This window comes from Jeotgalibaca caeni (assembly GCF_028863945.1).
GTDB lineage: Bacteria > Bacillota > Bacilli > Lactobacillales > Aerococcaceae > Jeotgalibaca > Jeotgalibaca caeni.
This window is the reverse complement of record NZ_JARBEA010000056.1, coordinates 1-16,260: the sequence shown is the minus strand read 5'-3', so window position 1 is coordinate 16,260 and position 16,260 is coordinate 1. Positions and strand designations below refer to the sequence as shown.

The window sequence follows — 16,260 nt, the reverse complement described above, 5'->3', positions numbered from 1 at the left end:
TTATTTTACCCTAAGCTGCTTGCGGAGCTATGTACTTTTGCGCTGCAATTGTATGTACGTTTATCTTGCCACAAACATGCGTCTGACTCCTGCTGACAAAGGGGGAATACTACTAGATAACGAGCAACCTGACCATCACCTTTATGAGCGAATCGCATATATTCCTGACAGTATTACTATGCCAAGAAATATGACTATTCAAGAAACAATGGAATTCATGGCAACGTACTATACAAGATGGAATCAAGCTAAAGCTGATGAGTTGGTTCGTTTTTTCAAACTAAAGACAGAAGATAAAATCAAAGAGCATTCAAAAGGGAATCAAGCGAAAATTAACTTTCTCTTGGGGCTCTCCCTGGATGCAGATTACTATTTGATGGATGAACCTTTCTCCGGTATTGATATTTTTGCTCGGGAACAAATTTTAGAGGTATTCACTAGTAAATTCGTAGTTGATAAAGGAGTTTTGCTAGCGACGCACCACTTAGATGAGGTCGAAGTATTAGTAGATCGCATTGTAATGCTAGAGGGCGGCGAAATACAACGAGATTTCTATGCAGAGGATGAGCGGGCTGAAGGGAAATCGGTAATCGATGTCATGAGAGAGGTGTATCAAGCATGAAGAAAATGACTGATTTACTTACTTATGAATTGAATCGAATGAAAACGGGATATGTCATTTTGATGGGATTGATTGTCGTTCTTCAAACGGGTGCAGTATTTTTAGTGAACCACTGGTATGTTCGAAATTTTGAGATTTTCCAGCGGGAGACTCAAGGAAGTATTTTGGAATTTCAAGAACAATTTGGACCGGCTACCTATGTCGATGTAGTCAACAATGTATTTTTTAATTTTGCTATTTTCTTGGGGCTTATTCTCCTTTGTATGTATGCATTGGGAATCTGGTACCGTGACTGGATTGGGAAAAACAACTTATCGTATCGTCTCCTGACTTTGCCAGGATCAAGGATGAGCATCTTTTTCGCCAAATTACTGACCATTTTGTTCATGATTGCAGGGCTTTTGGCATTGGAACTAGTCGTAATCGTCTTGGGTGATCAATTATTAAGTATGATTGTTCCGAATGAGTTATATCAATCTACTACACTTGTACAAGTAATCAATATGCATCCCGTCTTGTTTATCGTTTTACCGCCTACAATTGTTGATTTTTTTGTCCACTATATCGTTGGAATCTCAGCACTCGTTGTGTTATATATGATGATTCTTTTAGAGCTTAGCTACAAGTGGAAAGGGATTCTGATTGATTTTGCTATTGTAGCAGTTAGCTTTTTGGTTGTGATTGTGGCGGTACAATCCTCTGTATTCAAATATTTGTTCCCTCATGAAGTATTGCTGATTGGTGTATTTTTAAGTATCTTATGTGCGGTTCTAGCAGGATTCATCAGCAAAAAACTGCTCCAAAGTAAAATTACTGTATAGGAGGGGAGAAAAATGAAACAAAAGAAGAGAATGATTTTAGGCTTAGCAATTTTTTTCATGGGAATCATCTGTAGCTACTATGTCCGCATTGCCTTTGCGGAGACAACAAAACCATCCTTTACGATTACAATAGAAGATGGGGAAGAGTCAGGGTTGGATTCGTTACATCTGCCTACCTATGTTTGGCAAGGTGGACAAGGACAAAGTGTAGAAGTTTCAACTGAAGGAACGCAGTACAAGAAAAATCCAATCTTTCAGTCGATGTATATCCAACAACCTTTCGGGATGGAAAGTCTACGTTTACGTTATCCTGATTTTATTCGAGGGAAGGAAGCTTATTCGTCTAATTTTACTGAGTCAGATACCTATCTTTTTTATGCACCTGATTACTACCCAAGCTTCCAAGAAGAAAAGAAGAAAGAAATTTCTTTAAGCCTTACTTCTTATAATAAAGAAACAAAGGGAGAGGAAGTATTAGGTAACATTACGGTTTCATCTGAAAAATTGATTAATCATGTTACGATTCGGACCATTTCATATACAGAGCCCTATCTTGTGATTCAGATGATGATTGGGGAAGAATATGATAGTTCCACACACATTTATGTCTATGATATCGAGAAACAAGAAGTAGTTTCTAAGATCAAAGCAGAGTCGTCTCCTGAAGCCGAAGAGCATGGGTCTACTATTGATCTTTTTGTTCTAAACCAAGAAGATCCGATGTTATTGTCTGTCGAAAGTTGGCAGGTTTATTCAGAGGAAGAGGATGAAATTATTCCAGAAGTCTTCCGAACATTTACGATGTATTCGATAGAGAGGGACGAAAAGGTCGACGTAACTGTACCAGAAGAGTTCAACAAGACTGATGCTTATCTATATGCCGAAGATGAGATGGTTTACCTGATTCAATACGAGGAAGGAATCGTTTCGATTCTACCTTACAATATTTACACAGAAACAGTGATGGAAGTAAACGAAATTCCAGTAAAAGCTGATATATTTGGCGAAACAAATTATGAACTGGAATTAATTCCAACACACGAAGGAATCATGCTTCTTGAAAGGCATATCTATTCATCCGATGACCCGGCAGGAGTTGTAGCTGTTCGACTGCCATCGATGGAAAAAATAGTTGAAGGCTCCATTAAAATGGAAGCTGTTAACGGAAGTAATGCATATTTTGAAAAAGCATATTTTGAATGATAAAAGGAATGAAGCAGGAATAGTGGTCCTGCTTCATTCCTTTTTGCGTTATAATAAACAAAAGAAATCAGGAGGTTGTTTATGAAACTAAATAAAATTCATCACATTGCGATCATTGCTTCTAATTATGAAAAATCGAAGCAGTTTTATACTGAAGTGTTGGAGTTACCAATCATCAATGAGCATTACCGAGCTGATAGGGATTCCTACAAGTTAGATTTAGAAGTAGGAGACACTCAAATTGAATTATTCTCTTTCCCAAATCCACCCAAACGTATTACGAATCCGGAAGCTGCTGGTTTACGTCACTTATGCTTTCAAGTTGATCACATAGAAGATGCGGTCTCGGCTTTGACAGAAAAAGGAGTCGAATGTGAACCGATTCGGCTGGATTCGATTAGTAATAAGCCTTTTACATTTTTTCGGGATCCAGATGGTCTTCCGATTGAATTGCACGAGTAACCTCAGATATAGACACTTTATCTTTTTGGATTTTTCGATAGTTAAACGGGGAAGAGTACCCACATAAGGAAGCAACCATGCTAAAAGTGGCAGTATTGAATGCTTGGGGAAGCTTGCGCACTTGGCAATCACACGTGGTAGCTCATGCTTTGCCTTACAAACAAATTGATTCCTACTTAGGTATTTTTGAAGCGTTGAGTGGAATGCCTGTTGAGGTCACCTTTATCAGCTTTTCGGAAAAATCATAAAGGTCGTTCTTTTGCTGATTGCTCTGTATCAAGTCATTGGCGGACAAAAGGTAATCGGTAGACCGTATGCACTCCTTCAGGTTATCGGAATTACGTAAAATAAAATCGTGTGACCAATGTGAGAAAGTAATCACGTTGGTCACACGATTTATTTTTAACACAGAGAACCAGACAAGTCATCTAGCTTTCCGTGTGAAGTATGATAACCATTTAAGAAGAAATAGGTTCTTTTCTTTCTAATGGGACATTCATATTAAGATATCCTCGCTCGCTTTTTAAGGAAAACGTTCCGGCATTCTTTCTGAAATCCATTTTGTTCTCTTGATCCAAGTAAACCATTGCCCATTTTTGGGCTTTTATTGTGCCTAGATTTGTATCTAGTTCGATATCATACTCTTGATATTCCGAATCATTAACCCGCAGGATGAAGATGCCTCCATTTGGGCAACCGCAGTCTTGAGGCTCCACATGATAGTAAAGGCTTAAGTTTTCTGTCGCTTGACGTTGGCTAAGTGCTTCTATTGCAGCTTCTGTAAAAGTGAAGTTCATGAGCTGCCTCCTTTCATTTACACATCTATTTTAACACAAATTTGTTTAGTGGATGATAAGATATGCTTCCGAATTTTTGCAGGCCTTTTTACTTCACAAAGCAACAATGGTAAAATCAAATTATTGAATGTGCAGAGGAGGAAAGTATGTGGAGAAAATGGAACGATCCCTCTCCTTGTATTGGACACTATTGAAATCGACTTTTGTCCTTAGTGCCTTTACGATAGGTGGGGGGTACGTGATTGTACCTTTAATGCAAAAGAAATTTGTGGAAGATTTGAAGTGGATTGATACGGAAGAAATGCTTGATTTGGTAGCGTTAGGGCAGTCTATGCCGGGCGCTTTAGCAGTAAATACTTCGATTTTAGTAGGCTATCGGATGGCAGGTGTATCAGGTGCATTGACAACTGTTTTAGGAACAGTGAGTCCACCCCTGATTATTATTACCGTTATTTCGTACTTCTATATGTCTTTTCGAGACAATCCAATTGTAGATGCATTGATGTTGGGAATGCAAATTGGTGTGGTTGCCGTAATCTTAAATGTAGTTGTGACTATGGTAAAAGATGTACTGAAGACGAAAGATATTGTGAATCTGCTTATACTCATTGGGGCTTTTGTAGCTGGATTTATTTTTGAAGTAAACGTGATCCTGGTTATTTTAGTAGCGGGTATCATTGGGTATATCAATAACATGCAGAAACTGAAGAAAGGGGGAGTATAAATGATTTATTGGGAACTCTTCTATGCTTTCTTCAAAATCGGTTTATTTACAATCGGCGGAGGCTATGCTTCCTTGCCCTTGATTGAGAATGAAGTGGTCAACAATCAGAGTTGGCTGACTTTACAAGAATATACAGATATCGTCACCATTTCCCAAGTTACTCCTGGACCGATTGCAATTAATTCTGCTTCTTTTGTAGGAACGAAAGTGGCTGGATTCTTTGGTGCCGTTATTGCGACTATGGGAACGATTATGCCTTCTATTATTATTGCTCTAATCTTAGCTAGAATTTACTATAAATATCGTAGTGTGGATTCGATGCAAGGAGTATTGATGGGCTTGCGTCCAGCCGTAGTGGCATTGATTGCTTCGGCTGGAGCTTCACTCTTGGTAGCAGCACTTTTCCAAACAGGAGGATTTTCTTTGTTTGGCCAAGAAATTAATCTTGTTGCAGTTTTATTGATGGTTCTGGCCTTTATTGCATTGAGGAAATATAAAGTTGATTCAATTCTTGTTATTTTTATTTGCGGGATAATCGGCATTGCACTCTCTTTTGCGGGTATCTTTTAAGAAAGGAAAGGTGAAGGATGTCTGCCAAAGAACATTCGAATGAATTACCGAAAAAATGGATTGGCTTACCACCGGGTCGCTTCTTGAAGTATCGTTCTTGGATTAATCGTCATCACCCTGGTATCTGCGGTACGTACTGCACGGCAGTGCTGGTCCATGATGCGGTTTACCAAAAAACGCGACATAGTTTGAGTAAAGAAACATTGTTGAATGGTCTAAAAAAAGTAGTGGATGATTTGTTTCCATACCGTGGAACCTTTTTCTGGGATCTCGCGAACGGCTTACGACGAATTTTACAGGATACTTCTTTTTGGGAAGTGAAAATGGGTCTTGTGACAGAACAGATTGTTCCTGAATTGCTAAGCGGAGAACATCCAATCCCAGTCATCGTTGGAACGACAAAGCTCTTAAACAGTAGATACAAGAATCATTGGTTGGTTGTTTATTCTTACGGCTATAATGAAGACGGAAAGCTCTATTACCGAGGATACGATAATCATGGAAATCACAAAGCCGTTATTCCAGCTTCACAAACATTGAGCTGTGTATGGCTAGAGGAAAGAAAAGGGAAGGCAGGGAATTATTAATGAGAGAATTTGATTTCATATCAATCGGAGGCGGTAGTGGCGGTATCGCTACAATGAACCGTGCTGCCGAATACGGAGCAAAAACAGCCGTAATTGAAGGAAGCCTAATTGGAGGCACCTGCGTAAATATTGGGTGTGTGCCTAAGAAAATCATGTGGTATGCTGCAGAGGTAGCAAATGCTATTCACAAATATGGACCTGATTATGGCTTCACTAGTACGGAAACTAGTTTCGATTTTGCGACATTGTTACGCAACCGTGAAGCGTATATTGAACGTTCACGAAATTCCTATCAGGTTGGATTTGAACGCCGTAATGTCGAAGTAATTGAAGGGTATGCTCGGTTCTTAGATCCTCATACCGTAGAAGTAAATGGAGAAGAGATTCGTGCGAAGCATATTTTAATCGCAACAGGAGCAAAGCCAGCGATACCAGGTATTCCAGGCTGCGAGCTAGGTGAGACGTCCGATGACTTCTTTGCTTGGAAAGAGTTGCCGAAGAAAGTTGCTATTGTTGGAGCTGGATATATCGCGGTGGAACTCGCTGGAGTGATGCATACCCTAGGCGTTGATACTCACTTATTTGTACGGCGTGATCGACCACTTCGTTCCTATGACAGTATGATTGTAGAGGGACTCGTTCAAGAAATGGAGAAGGAAGGTCCATTCTTGCATATTCGCTCTGTGCCAAAGGAAGTTCGCAAGAACGAAGATGGCACCTTAACGCTCGTACTAGAAGATGGCCGCGAGAATACATTTGACAAAATTATCTGGGCAATTGGGCGGGTACCAAATACAGATGGATTGAACCTGGATCTAGCAGGTGTACAACTAGACGAGAATGGCTTTATTGAAGTAGATGAGTATCAAAATACGACACAAGAAGGAATCCATGCAGTGGGTGATGTGACAGGCAAGAAGATGCTGACACCAGTCGCAATTGCAGCAGGAAGAAGATTGTCAGAACGATTGTTTAACAATAAACCGAATGAGAAGTTGAACTACGATAACATTCCAACGGTCATCTTCAGCCATCCGCCGATTGGTACAATCGGATTGAGTGAGGAAGAGGCGATTGCCAAATATGGGACTGATCAGGTGAAGGTCTATACCTCTACGTTTGCATCTATGTATACAGCAGTTACTATGCACCGACAAAGTGTTCGAATGAAGTTAGTCTGTGTCGGTGAAGAAGAAAAAGTAATCGGTTTACATGGGATTGGCTTTGGTGTTGATGAAATGATTCAAGGGTTCGCTGTAGCAGTGAAGATGGGTGCAACGAAAGAAGACTTTGATAATACGGTTGCCATTCATCCTACCGGTGCAGAAGAATTTGTAACGATGAGATAGATATCGATATAGCAAAAAAATCCTCTACCAGTTTAATGGTAGAGGATTTTTTGTATCAATGGATTATTTTTTACCCATTGCACGTTGAATTGCTTTCACAAGCTCAACAATCGGTATGATTGCAAAGGCAGCTCCGACTGACACAGCCCATTGTAGACCAGTCAATTGAGAAACGCCGAAGAATGTGTTCAATCCAGGAGTTAAAATAACACCTAGAAGCAATACTGCGGACAATAGAGTCGCATAAACGAGAGACTTGTTACTGAATACGCCCACTTGGAAGATGGATTTGTAAACAGATTTCGAGTTGTATGCGTGGAACAATTGAATCATACCCAATGTGATAAATGCCATTGTTTCAGCATCCATATGAGCTAAATCACCTGTGTGACCAGCCATTGGGTTGGTACTTCCCCACCAGTAAACGAATAGGGTAATAGCACCTTCTAGAATACCTTGGTAGATAATCGCTCCGCCAACACCATTGGAGAAGAAGTTTGAGCTTCTGCCACGTGGTTTGTGTTCCATGATGTCAGACTCTGCATTTTCAAGACCAAGTGCGATAGCAGGGAACGTATCCGTTACTAAGTTAATCCATAGAATATGTACAGGTTCCAAGATCGTCCAACCTAGGAAGGTAGCAACGAACAAGGCCATAACTTCACCCAAGTTAGCAGATAGCAAGAACTGAACTGCTTTTTGAATGTTTGCGAATACTTTACGTCCTTCTTCAACCGCAATAACGATTGTTTGGAAGTTATCGTCTGCAAGAACCATATCAGAAGCACCTTTAGAAACTTCAGTACCTGTGATACCCATACCAACACCGATGTCAGCTGTCTTCAAGGAAGGAGCATCGTTAACACCGTCACCAGTCATGGAAACAACTTTACCATGGTTTTGCCATGCTTTAACAATACGAACTTTATGTTCAGGAGATACACGAGCGTATACAGAATATTTCTCAACATTACGTGCAAATTCTTCATCAGATTGCTCGTTCAGTTCAGCACCTGTAAGGACGCCATCACGTTGACCTTCTTCAAGAATTCCTAAACGAGTAGCAATTGCTTGAGCAGTGTCTCTGTGGTCACCAGTAATCATGATTGTACGGATACCAGCACCTTTAGCAACACGAATTGCATCTGCAGCTTCTGGACGCTCAGGGTCGATCATACCGATCATACCAGCATATACAAGGTCAAACTCAACATTTTCAGAAGACATTTGACTTGGTACAGTATCTACATACTTATAAGCCATAGCCAATACACGAAGTGCTTGAACAGCAAGAGAAGTGTTCGCTTGCAGGATTTCTTCGCGAATAGCGTCAGTCATTTCACGAACTTCACCATTGATATCAATGTGTGTTGTACGTTTCAACAATTCATCAGGAGCACCTTTTGTAGCAACAAAGTAACGTCCGTCAGCTTGTTCGTGAATAGTAGACATCAATTTACGATCAGATTCAAAAGGAACTTCAGCGATACGAGGTTCTTTTCCTAATTCTTCTTTTAAATTCATGCCTTTGTCGATACCGAATTGAATCATTGCTGTTTCAGTAGGGTCACCAATTAAACGGCCATCACTGCTGATTTCAGTATCATTCGCAAAATTCATAACTTTCATTACAGGAATGGATAAATCAATTTCTTGATCCACATCATGAACAGTACCGTTGTAATATACTTTTTCAACAGTCATTTGGTTCATTGTCAATGTACCAGTCTTATCAGAACAGATTACTTCTGTCCCACCGAGAGTTTCTACAGCTGGTAACTTACGAACCAATGCATTTCTTTTTGCCATTCTTTGTGTTCCCAAAGCCAGGATAATCGTTGTGATTGCTGGAAGACCTTCAGGAATAGCAGCTACGGCTACGGAAATGGAAGTAAGAAGCATTTCCAACCAGTTACGGCCATTTAATAAACCAACTACGAACATAACAGCTGCTACGACCAAAATAAGAATCGTTAGAGCTTTACCTAATTGGTCTTGGTTTTCTTGAAGTGGGGTTTTGCTTTCTTCAGCATTTGCCAACATGTTTGCAATATGTCCAACTTCAGTTCCCATACCAGTTCCAACAACGACACCTGTAGCACGTCCGTAAGTTACGTTCGTACTAGAGAAGGCCATGTTTACACGGTCTCCAAGTGCTGCGTCGTTTTCTACGATGATCATTTCTTTTTCAACTGGTACAGATTCACCAGTCAAAGCAGCTTCCTCAACTTTCAAGGAGTTTGCGTCGATCAAGCGTAGGTCAGCAGGGACTACGTCACCAGCTTCCAAGAGAACGATGTCTCCAGGAACGATGTCTTCACTCTTAATTGAAACAACGCTTCCACCACGTTTTACACGTGCCATAGGAGAAGCCATTTGTTTCAAGGCATTGATTGCTTCTTCTGCTTTTGCTTCTTGGAAAACACCAAGTGCCGCATTTAAGACTACAACCATTAAAATAATTATTGCATCAGAAACTTCGCCAAGTACACCGGATATCAAAGCGGCTGCTAACAGAACAAGGATCATGAAATCTTTGAACTGATCAAAGAATTTTTGTAGGAGCGTTTTGCTCTCTCCCTCGTCTAATGCATTATGACCGTATTCCTCGATCCTTTTCTTTGCTTCTGCATCACTTAAACCATCACGAGACGTTCCTAAAGTTGATAGGACGGACTCTGGGTCTTGTGTGTAGAAGGCTTCACGTAACTGTTCTTTTGCCACATTCTTTCCCCTCTCTTATCTTTTCTTAGCGATAAAAAGAAAAAAGACTTATGATACCGAACTACCCATAAGATGGACATTCAATATGCATAAGTCTCACTATTTAAGGTAACACCAGCAGACAGTTGTGCTCTACTTATTGTTGATGTTACCACAGCATATTGCTGCTAGTTACTCCCCTATGGAGATCTTCAATTTAACGCTCAATTTATTATAGCGGTATTTTTGTGAATTCGCAACTAAAAGCGTACGTTTTTTCAAAATGTAGTTAATTAGAGGAATGCCATAATTACATAGTTAATAAGGAAGAGAATCGTAGAACCCCACAAAATCGGATGGATTTCTTTTGCCTTTCCTAAACAAACTTTCACAATTACATAAAAAATGAAACCCGCTGCAATCCCTGTAGAGATGTTGTAAGTAAGTCCCATGAAAATAGAAGCGAAAAATGCTGGAATCGCGTCTTCAAGATTAGACCAGTCGATATCTTTGAAAGAAGACATCATTAAGATTCCTACAATAATTAAAGAAGGGGCAGTTGCAGCTGCAGGAACAACGCCAATTAACGGTGCAAAAAATGCACTGATGATAAACATTCCCGCTACAACGACAGCAGTCAAACCGGTCCGACCGCCAGCGCCGATACCAGCAGCACTTTCTACGAAAGTAGTCGTATTAGATGTCCCGAAAATAGCACCGAAAATAGTACCGATAGAGTCTGCGAACAAAGACTTGTCCATTTTTGAAGAGAAACCTTTTCCTTCTTCAAGAGATTTCTCATCTTCTTCAGAAAAAATTCCAGTACGACGACCCGTTCCAATAAAGGTTCCGATTGTGTCGAAGGTATCAGATAAGCTGAAAGCGAAAATAGTCATCAATACCAGTGGAATTCGTTCTGCATCCGTGAATAAGGAAACCAAACCTTCCTTACCAAAGGCGGCACCAAATGTGACACCTAATTCTGAAATGGCTGTTCCTAATGAATTCGCTGATAAGGTATTGGCAGATATTTCAACGACCCCGAATGGAATTCCTAGAAGAGTCGTTGCAATGATTCCGATGATAATTGCACCGCGCACGTTGCGAATCATCAAAACAATCGTAATAATTAAACCAATCAAAGCGAGCATAGCAGGGCTCTGAGTGAAGTTCACAAGTGCTGGAACGATTCCGCCACTGCTGACTATCGTACCTACACCGCCTTCGTACGTAGAAAGTGCAGGATCATAAGGGGCATTATTAATGGAAAGAATACTTCCTGCATCGGAAGTGAATTGAAGGAAGCCCGCGTTTTTAACTCCAATATAAGAAATAAAAATACCAATTCCGGCGCTAATAGCATGCTGGAGTGAATCAGGAATAGATTTAATAATCATTTTACGAATACGTGTAACAGTAATGAGTACATTAATCACACCGCAAAGGAATACCATCGCGAGCGCTTGTTGCCAAGAAAAATCAAGAGCGAATACCACTGTATAAGTAAAGAAGGCATTCAAGCCCATTCCGGGAGCTAACGCATAAGGCACGTTCGCAAATAATCCCATTACTAAGGTGCTGACTGCTGCTGAAATAATAGTAGCCAAGAAAACAGCCTGACTAGGCATACCCGATAAAGAAAGAATTGCTGGATTAACAAAAATAATGTATGCCATAGCGAAGAATGTGGTAATACCAGCCAGTACTTCTGTAGAGACAGTGGTACCATGCTCTTTTAACTTGAAAAACTTTTCCATGTGTTGTGAAGCTCCTTTTGTATGGTTTTGACGAACATTCCTAGTTGATTTGAATGAGTGCAATGTTCAGGAATCGTATCGACCATTTTATTATATCGAAATAAATAAAATGTATCAATACGAAATGTTAACAATTTTTGATATTTAATATTTTAATGTTCGGTTTTTGCTTAAAAGTGACTCTTTGTCTAATTATGGTAAAATAAAGAATAAAAAGAGAGGGTGGTGACAAGATGAAGGAACAACTTTTTGTAATTGGAGACGTACATGGTGAAATTGGAATGTTACGGAAGTTATTGGAGTTTTGGGAGCCATCTTCTCAAAGGTTAATTTTTATTGGAGATATTATTGACCGTGGAGAAAATCCGAAAGAATGTTTAGAAGTAGTCCAACAGTTGATAAAAGAAGAAGAGGCGATTTGCCTCGCGGGTAATCATGAAGATTTATTATTTAACTTTCTTTCGAATCCGCAAAAATACGGACCGAATTACTTCTTGAATGGCGGCTGGAAGACGGTCGAAACTTTGTTAGAAGAACCAATTACAAATAAAAACCCACTGGAAATGGTGAGGCAAATCAAGGACCGTTACCCGGAGCTGGTTCCTTTTTTGAAATTTTTGCCTTATCATTACGAGTGGGATTCGTATCTTTTCGTTCATGCAGGAGTAGATTTAACGAAAGATCATTGGCGGGAAACGAATCCCAGTGACTTTTTATGGATTCGAGAAGAATTCCATAAAGGGAAAAACCATACAGGGAAGAAAATTGTGTTTGGTCACACACCAACCTTTTTATTGCACCAAGACCAGACTGAATCGCAAATATGGATGGAAGACGATAAAATTGGAATTGACGGTGGGGCGGTATTTGGTGGTACGCTTCACGGTATTGTTTTTGATAAACACGGAATGGTTCATCGTTATGGGATAAAGAAAGACGATTCCAATGAATTCATCACGGAAGTTTATTTGTAAGAGAGAGGATGAACAAACGAAGTGTCTGAAAAAGTAGAGGAAAAAGTACTTCCCTTATTAATGGGAGAATTGAAAGAATATCATAAGAAACAAATTACGGCAGTTCTGCAATTGTTAGGCGAAGGGAATACCGTCCCGTTTATTGCACGTTACCGTAAGGAGATGACTGGGTCACTTGACGAAGTCCAAATTCGTCAGATCGAAGAGCGCTATCAATATTTATTGAACTTGGAACAGCGTAAAGAAGAAGTGATTCGCATCATCGAGGAGCAAGGGAAGCTAACTCCTGAATTAACGAAAGACATTCGCTCCGCCGAAAAAATGCAACGCGTGGAAGATTTGTATCGTCCTTATAAGCAAAAGAAACGTACAAAAGCAGCGATTGCGAGAGAAAAGGGACTTGCATCTTTAGCAGAGTGGCTACTTTCATTCCCCACAAGTGAATCAGTAGAAGAAACTGCTGCTGCTTATGTAGGGGAGAAAGTTCAAAGCGTTGAAGAAGCTCTTCAAGGAGCGCATGAAATTATTGCTGAAATGGTAGGCGATGAACCCGTTTTTCGTGAAAAAATCCGGACGTATACGAGAAAGTTTGGTCTTATCGTCAGTGTAGTGAAAAATGAAGAAGCTGATGAAAAAGACGTATATGAAATGTACTATGATTTCTCTCAAGCTGTTCGTTCCGTTCAACCTCACCGTATGCTGGCCATGAACCGTGGGGAAAAGGAAGGGATTTTAAGAGTAGCTTTGCGAGTAGAATCGGACAAGATTGATGCGTATTTAAGAGCGCAACTCATTAAGAACAAAGATAGTGTCGCAACGCCTTACGTCACAGCAGCCTATCAAGACAGCTACCAACGTTTTATTGGACCAGCGATTGAACGGGAAATTCGCAATGAATTGACCGTAACGGCAGAAGAACAAGCCATTGATATCTTTGGCGAAAATTTGCGAAATCTTCTCCTGCAGCCTCCATTAAAAGGGAAAGTCGTTTTAGGATTAGATCCTGCTTATCGAACGGGGTGTAAGTTGTCAGTAGTAGATGTCACCGGGAAGGTATTGGATAAAGGCGTCATTTATCCCCATCCACCAGCTGGCGCAGCCAAACGAGCAGAAGCGGGACCGCAATTCCGTCAGTTGCTTGAAAACTACCAAGTAGAAATGATTGCGATTGGAAATGGTACGGCAAGCCGTGAATCTGAGCGCTTTGTAGCAGAGCAAATCCAGATGCTTGATCGTCCCGTTTTTTATGTGATTGTCAATGAAGCGGGAGCGTCTGTTTATTCAGCAAGTGATCTGGCCCGAGAAGAGTTCCCTCATTTCCAAGTGGAAGAACGCAGTGCTGTCAGCATCGCTCGTCGCTTGCAAGACCCATTAGCCGAGTTAGTGAAGATTGATCCGAAATCAGTAGGCGTAGGGCAGTATCAGCATGACGTTTCTCAGAAGCGGCTGACGGAACGTTTGGATTTTGTGGTGGAAACAGCAGTAAACCAAGTAGGAGTTAATTTAAATACCGCCAGTGTGCCGCTCTTGCAACATGTTTCCGGTTTGAATAAAACGATTGCCCAAAATATTGTTGAGTACCGCGAAGAAAATGGCGGCTTTACCGGTCGCCCTGAACTCAAAAAAGTCCCTCGTTTAGGACCGAAAGCTTATCAACAAGCAGCAGGGTTCTTGCGAATTCTGGAAGGGAAGAACATTCTGGATAATACCGATATTCACCCAGAGTCTTATGCTGAAGCTAAAAAGGTGCTCGAACTGGCAGGATTAAAGCTGAAAGACGTGGGAACCGAACAAGCAAAAGAAGCTCTGGAAAAGTTAGACCAACAAAGAATAATGGAAGAAACTGGTTTAGGAAAAGAAACCTTGCGTGATATTATTGCCAGCTTAACCAAGCCTGGAAGAGACTTGCGTGATGAAATTGCCCAGCCCCTCCTGCGTCAAGATGTTCTAACGATGGAAGACTTGAAGGAAGGAATGGAACTGCAAGGAACCGTTCGTAATGTTGTCGACTTTGGCGCGTTTGTTGATATTGGAGTGAAACAAGATGGACTCGTTCATATTTCTAAACTCAGTCATAACTTCGTCAAGCACCCAACCGATGTGGTGAGCGTTGGAGATATCGTGACCGTATGGCTTGAATCGGTTGATGTGAAAAAAGGCCGAATAGCATTAACGATGATTAAATAAAGAAAACCCGTGCAAACTTGCGACTATTAAATCGTTTGTTTGCACGGATTTTTCAATTAAGCAGAGAAACGGTACCTTACCCGTCTACAGCTACGTGTTGGTTATAGCATTCCGCATATGTCTTCACCAAAAATTGATTTTCTTCAGACCATTCCACATAAACCAACTCTTTGATATCGGTATAACCCAATTCCCCGAGCTGATCATACAACCACTTTTCGTCTTTTCCGATTGTTTGAAGAGTGTTTATTTCAGGAACGCCATCATCTACAAGTAAGTACGTAAATGCATCCGGTGAGTCGGGATTCTTAATAATTGATACAATTCCGTTTGTTTCCATCACTGCATATTCGACTTGACTGAGGGAAAAACAGTTTTGTTCCCGTAAGATGCTGCGTAATTGTTCCATTTCAATATGATTTTGATGAATTTCATACAAGTTTAATTCACCTTTGTAAATGAAAACAGAAGGCTCCCCCTTCATCTTGCGTGCGACATTATCTCTTCGCTGTACCAAGGTCTCTACGAGATAAATTACCACTCCCCATATAAAGAGAGCAAATACGATATGTCCAACATGAACTTTATCATCATAGAGTCCTTCCTGCACAATTCCCCCTAAAATAATCGTGTAGATAATATCGTACGGTGTAATTTCGGAGAGTGCCTTTTTTCCAACTGCTCTCATCACGATAATGGTGCCAAAAAAACCGATAAATAGTTTTGATAATATACCTATGTACATAACATCAACCTTCTTTCTTTATACCATCCATTCTAAAAGACAGATCTGGAATTCGCCAAATAAATGGTTTAATTCTTTTCATTTGGCATCAGGAACCACCTTTTGTTACACTAATTATAACGAAAGAAAGGGGAATCAGAGAATGAGTAAAAAAGTAGCTGTCTTAATCACCAATCTTTTTGAAGACTCTGAGTACACTTCACCAGCAGAGGCACTAAAAGAAGCAGGACATGAGATTACGACGATTGAGAAGAAAGCAGGCAATGTGGTAAAAGGTAAAAAAGAGGAAGCAGAGGTAACCATCGATAAAGGGATTGACGATGTGAATCCAGCAGATTTCGATGCCTTGTTGATTCCTGGTGGTTATTCACCAGACCAATTGCGTAAAGACAAACGGTTCTTGGATTTTGTCATTCACTTTGATCAAGAGAAGAAACCAATTTTCACGATCTGCCATGGCCCTCAATTGCTGATCAACGCTGAGGTAGTTGAAGGGAAGAAAATGACTTCCGTTAGCCAAGTAGGAATTGACTTAATTAATGCAGGAGCAATCTGGGAGGATAGCGAGCTCGTTATTGATAAGAGCGGCCTCATCACGAGCCGTACACCAGAAGACTTGCCAGCCTTTAACAAAGCGATTGTAGAAGCACTAGAAAAATAAAAAAAGAAGAACCTGCTAAAATAGACTAACACAAATAAATGAGACAATATAAAACACCTTCGGAATGGTATAATACCAAATACTATGTCGGAGGTGTT

At 40.4% G+C, this 16,260-nt stretch carries 16 protein-coding genes; 12 read left to right on the top strand and 4 right to left on the bottom strand.

Annotation, left to right across the window (positions count from 1 at the left end):
* The 5 genes from PVE40_RS10575 to PVE40_RS10555 all read left to right on the top strand — a co-directional run.
* Positions 1-622, top strand: a 622-nt coding sequence (locus PVE40_RS10575; RefSeq protein WP_274731900.1) for an ATP-binding cassette domain-containing protein, incomplete at its 5' end; no start/stop codon positions are given.
* Positions 619-1,443 carry a hypothetical protein gene (locus tag PVE40_RS10570; protein WP_274731899.1) on the top strand — a complete coding sequence of 275 codons (825 nt, stop codon included), beginning with the start codon at positions 619-621 and terminating at the stop codon, positions 1,441-1,443. The genes PVE40_RS10575 and PVE40_RS10570, both read left to right, overlap by 4 nt.
* 12 nt (positions 1,444-1,455) lie before the next feature.
* A complete protein-coding gene (locus tag PVE40_RS10565; RefSeq protein WP_274731898.1) occupies positions 1,456-2,646 on the top strand; it encodes a hypothetical protein in 1,191 nt (396 codons plus the stop codon).
* 81 nt (positions 2,647-2,727) lie between these two features.
* Positions 2,728-3,108 (top strand): SMU1112c/YaeR family gloxylase I-like metalloprotein, encoded by a 381-nt coding sequence (gloA2, locus tag PVE40_RS10560; RefSeq protein ID WP_274731897.1) that lies wholly within the window; start codon positions 2,728-2,730, stop codon positions 3,106-3,108.
* 77 nt (positions 3,109-3,185) lie between these two features.
* Positions 3,186-3,356 carry a lacto-N-biose phosphorylase central domain-containing protein gene (locus PVE40_RS10555; protein WP_274731896.1) on the top strand — a complete coding sequence of 57 codons (171 nt, stop codon included), beginning with the start codon at positions 3,186-3,188 and terminating at the stop codon, positions 3,354-3,356.
* Positions 3,357-3,566: 210 nt separating this feature from the next.
* Here PVE40_RS10555 and PVE40_RS10550 read toward each other — a convergent pair whose 3' ends face one another.
* Positions 3,567-3,905 carry an iron-sulfur cluster biosynthesis family protein gene (locus tag PVE40_RS10550; RefSeq protein ID WP_274731895.1) on the bottom strand — a complete coding sequence of 113 codons (339 nt, stop codon included), beginning with the start codon at positions 3,903-3,905 and terminating at the stop codon, positions 3,567-3,569.
* 157 nt (positions 3,906-4,062) lie between these two features.
* On the opposite strand from PVE40_RS10550, the gene PVE40_RS10545 reads away from it, so the two are divergent.
* From PVE40_RS10545 to gorA, 4 genes are read left to right on the top strand one after another with little or no spacing between them, the layout of a single operon-like run.
* Entirely contained in the window at positions 4,063-4,629 is a 567-nt protein-coding gene (locus PVE40_RS10545; RefSeq protein WP_274731901.1) for a chromate transporter, read from the top strand.
* Complete coding sequence (locus PVE40_RS10540) at positions 4,630-5,199, top strand: chromate transporter (protein WP_274731894.1); 570 nt, start codon at positions 4,630-4,632, stop codon at positions 5,197-5,199. It abuts the gene before it with no gap.
* A gap of 17 nt (positions 5,200-5,216) precedes the next feature.
* The gene (locus PVE40_RS10535; protein WP_274731893.1) at positions 5,217-5,786 is read left to right on the top strand and encodes a dihydrolipoamide dehydrogenase; all 570 of its coding nucleotides are present in this window, start codon (positions 5,217-5,219) and stop codon (positions 5,784-5,786) included.
* Positions 5,786-7,135 carry a glutathione-disulfide reductase gene (gene gorA, locus PVE40_RS10530; RefSeq protein ID WP_274731892.1) on the top strand — a complete coding sequence of 450 codons (1,350 nt, stop codon included), beginning with the start codon at positions 5,786-5,788 and terminating at the stop codon, positions 7,133-7,135. Before PVE40_RS10535 ends, gorA begins: the two co-directional genes overlap by 1 nt.
* A 63-nt stretch (positions 7,136-7,198) precedes the next feature.
* Here gorA and PVE40_RS10525 read toward each other — a convergent pair whose 3' ends face one another.
* Positions 7,199-9,859, bottom strand: coding sequence for a cation-translocating P-type ATPase (locus tag PVE40_RS10525; protein WP_274731891.1), 2,661 nt, complete (start codon positions 9,857-9,859; stop codon positions 7,199-7,201).
* 272 nt (positions 9,860-10,131) lie between these two features.
* A complete protein-coding gene (locus PVE40_RS10520; protein WP_274731890.1) occupies positions 10,132-11,595 on the bottom strand; it encodes an NCS2 family permease in 1,464 nt (487 codons plus the stop codon).
* A 233-nt stretch (positions 11,596-11,828) separates the two neighbouring features.
* Between PVE40_RS10520 and PVE40_RS10515 the strand changes: the two genes are divergently transcribed.
* Both PVE40_RS10515 and PVE40_RS10510 read left to right on the top strand, forming a co-directional pair.
* Positions 11,829-12,569 (top strand): metallophosphoesterase family protein, encoded by a 741-nt coding sequence (locus PVE40_RS10515; protein ID WP_274731889.1) that lies wholly within the window; start codon positions 11,829-11,831, stop codon positions 12,567-12,569.
* A 21-nt stretch (positions 12,570-12,590) separates the two neighbouring features.
* On the top strand, positions 12,591-14,756 hold the full coding sequence (locus PVE40_RS10510; protein ID WP_274731888.1) for a Tex family protein: 2,166 nt from the start codon (positions 12,591-12,593) through the stop codon (positions 14,754-14,756).
* Between the two features lie 76 nt (positions 14,757-14,832).
* On the opposite strand, the gene PVE40_RS10505 is transcribed toward PVE40_RS10510, so the two are convergent.
* Positions 14,833-15,501: a DUF421 domain-containing protein gene (locus tag PVE40_RS10505; RefSeq protein WP_274731886.1), complete on the bottom strand. Its 669-nt coding sequence runs from the start codon at positions 15,499-15,501 to the stop codon at positions 14,833-14,835.
* A 142-nt stretch (positions 15,502-15,643) separates the two neighbouring features.
* Here PVE40_RS10505 and PVE40_RS10500 point away from each other — a divergent pair, with 142 nt between their 5' ends.
* A complete protein-coding gene (locus tag PVE40_RS10500) occupies positions 15,644-16,162 on the top strand; it encodes a type 1 glutamine amidotransferase domain-containing protein (protein WP_274731885.1) in 519 nt (172 codons plus the stop codon).
* The last annotated feature ends 98 nt before the right edge of the window (positions 16,163-16,260 follow it).

What these genes read in the sequence shown, in the direction of transcription:
- PVE40_RS10545 (WP_274731901.1), top strand. Translation starts at nt 4,063, where the DNA reads ATGGAACGATCCCTCTCCTTGTATTGGACACTATTGAAATCGACTTTT.
- PVE40_RS10555 (WP_274731896.1), top strand. Translation starts at nt 3,186, where the DNA reads ATGCTAAAAGTGGCAGTATTGAATGCTTGGGGAAGCTTGCGCACTTGG.
- PVE40_RS10520 (WP_274731890.1), bottom strand. Translation starts at nt 11,595, where the DNA reads ATGGAAAAGTTTTTCAAGTTAAAAGAGCATGGTACCACTGTCTCTACA.
- PVE40_RS10570 (WP_274731899.1), top strand. Translation starts at nt 619, where the DNA reads ATGAAGAAAATGACTGATTTACTTACTTATGAATTGAATCGAATGAAA.
- gloA2 (WP_274731897.1), top strand. Translation starts at nt 2,728, where the DNA reads ATGAAACTAAATAAAATTCATCACATTGCGATCATTGCTTCTAATTAT.
- PVE40_RS10565 (WP_274731898.1), top strand. Translation starts at nt 1,456, where the DNA reads ATGAAACAAAAGAAGAGAATGATTTTAGGCTTAGCAATTTTTTTCATG.
- PVE40_RS10515 (WP_274731889.1), top strand. Translation starts at nt 11,829, where the DNA reads ATGAAGGAACAACTTTTTGTAATTGGAGACGTACATGGTGAAATTGGA.
- gorA (WP_274731892.1), top strand. Translation starts at nt 5,786, where the DNA reads ATGAGAGAATTTGATTTCATATCAATCGGAGGCGGTAGTGGCGGTATC.
- PVE40_RS10500 (WP_274731885.1), top strand. Translation starts at nt 15,644, where the DNA reads ATGAGTAAAAAAGTAGCTGTCTTAATCACCAATCTTTTTGAAGACTCT.
- PVE40_RS10535 (WP_274731893.1), top strand. Translation starts at nt 5,217, where the DNA reads ATGTCTGCCAAAGAACATTCGAATGAATTACCGAAAAAATGGATTGGC.
- PVE40_RS10550 (WP_274731895.1), bottom strand. Translation starts at nt 3,905, where the DNA reads ATGAACTTCACTTTTACAGAAGCTGCAATAGAAGCACTTAGCCAACGT.
- PVE40_RS10540 (WP_274731894.1), top strand. Translation starts at nt 4,630, where the DNA reads ATGATTTATTGGGAACTCTTCTATGCTTTCTTCAAAATCGGTTTATTT.
- PVE40_RS10505 (WP_274731886.1), bottom strand. Translation starts at nt 15,501, where the DNA reads ATGTACATAGGTATATTATCAAAACTATTTATCGGTTTTTTTGGCACC.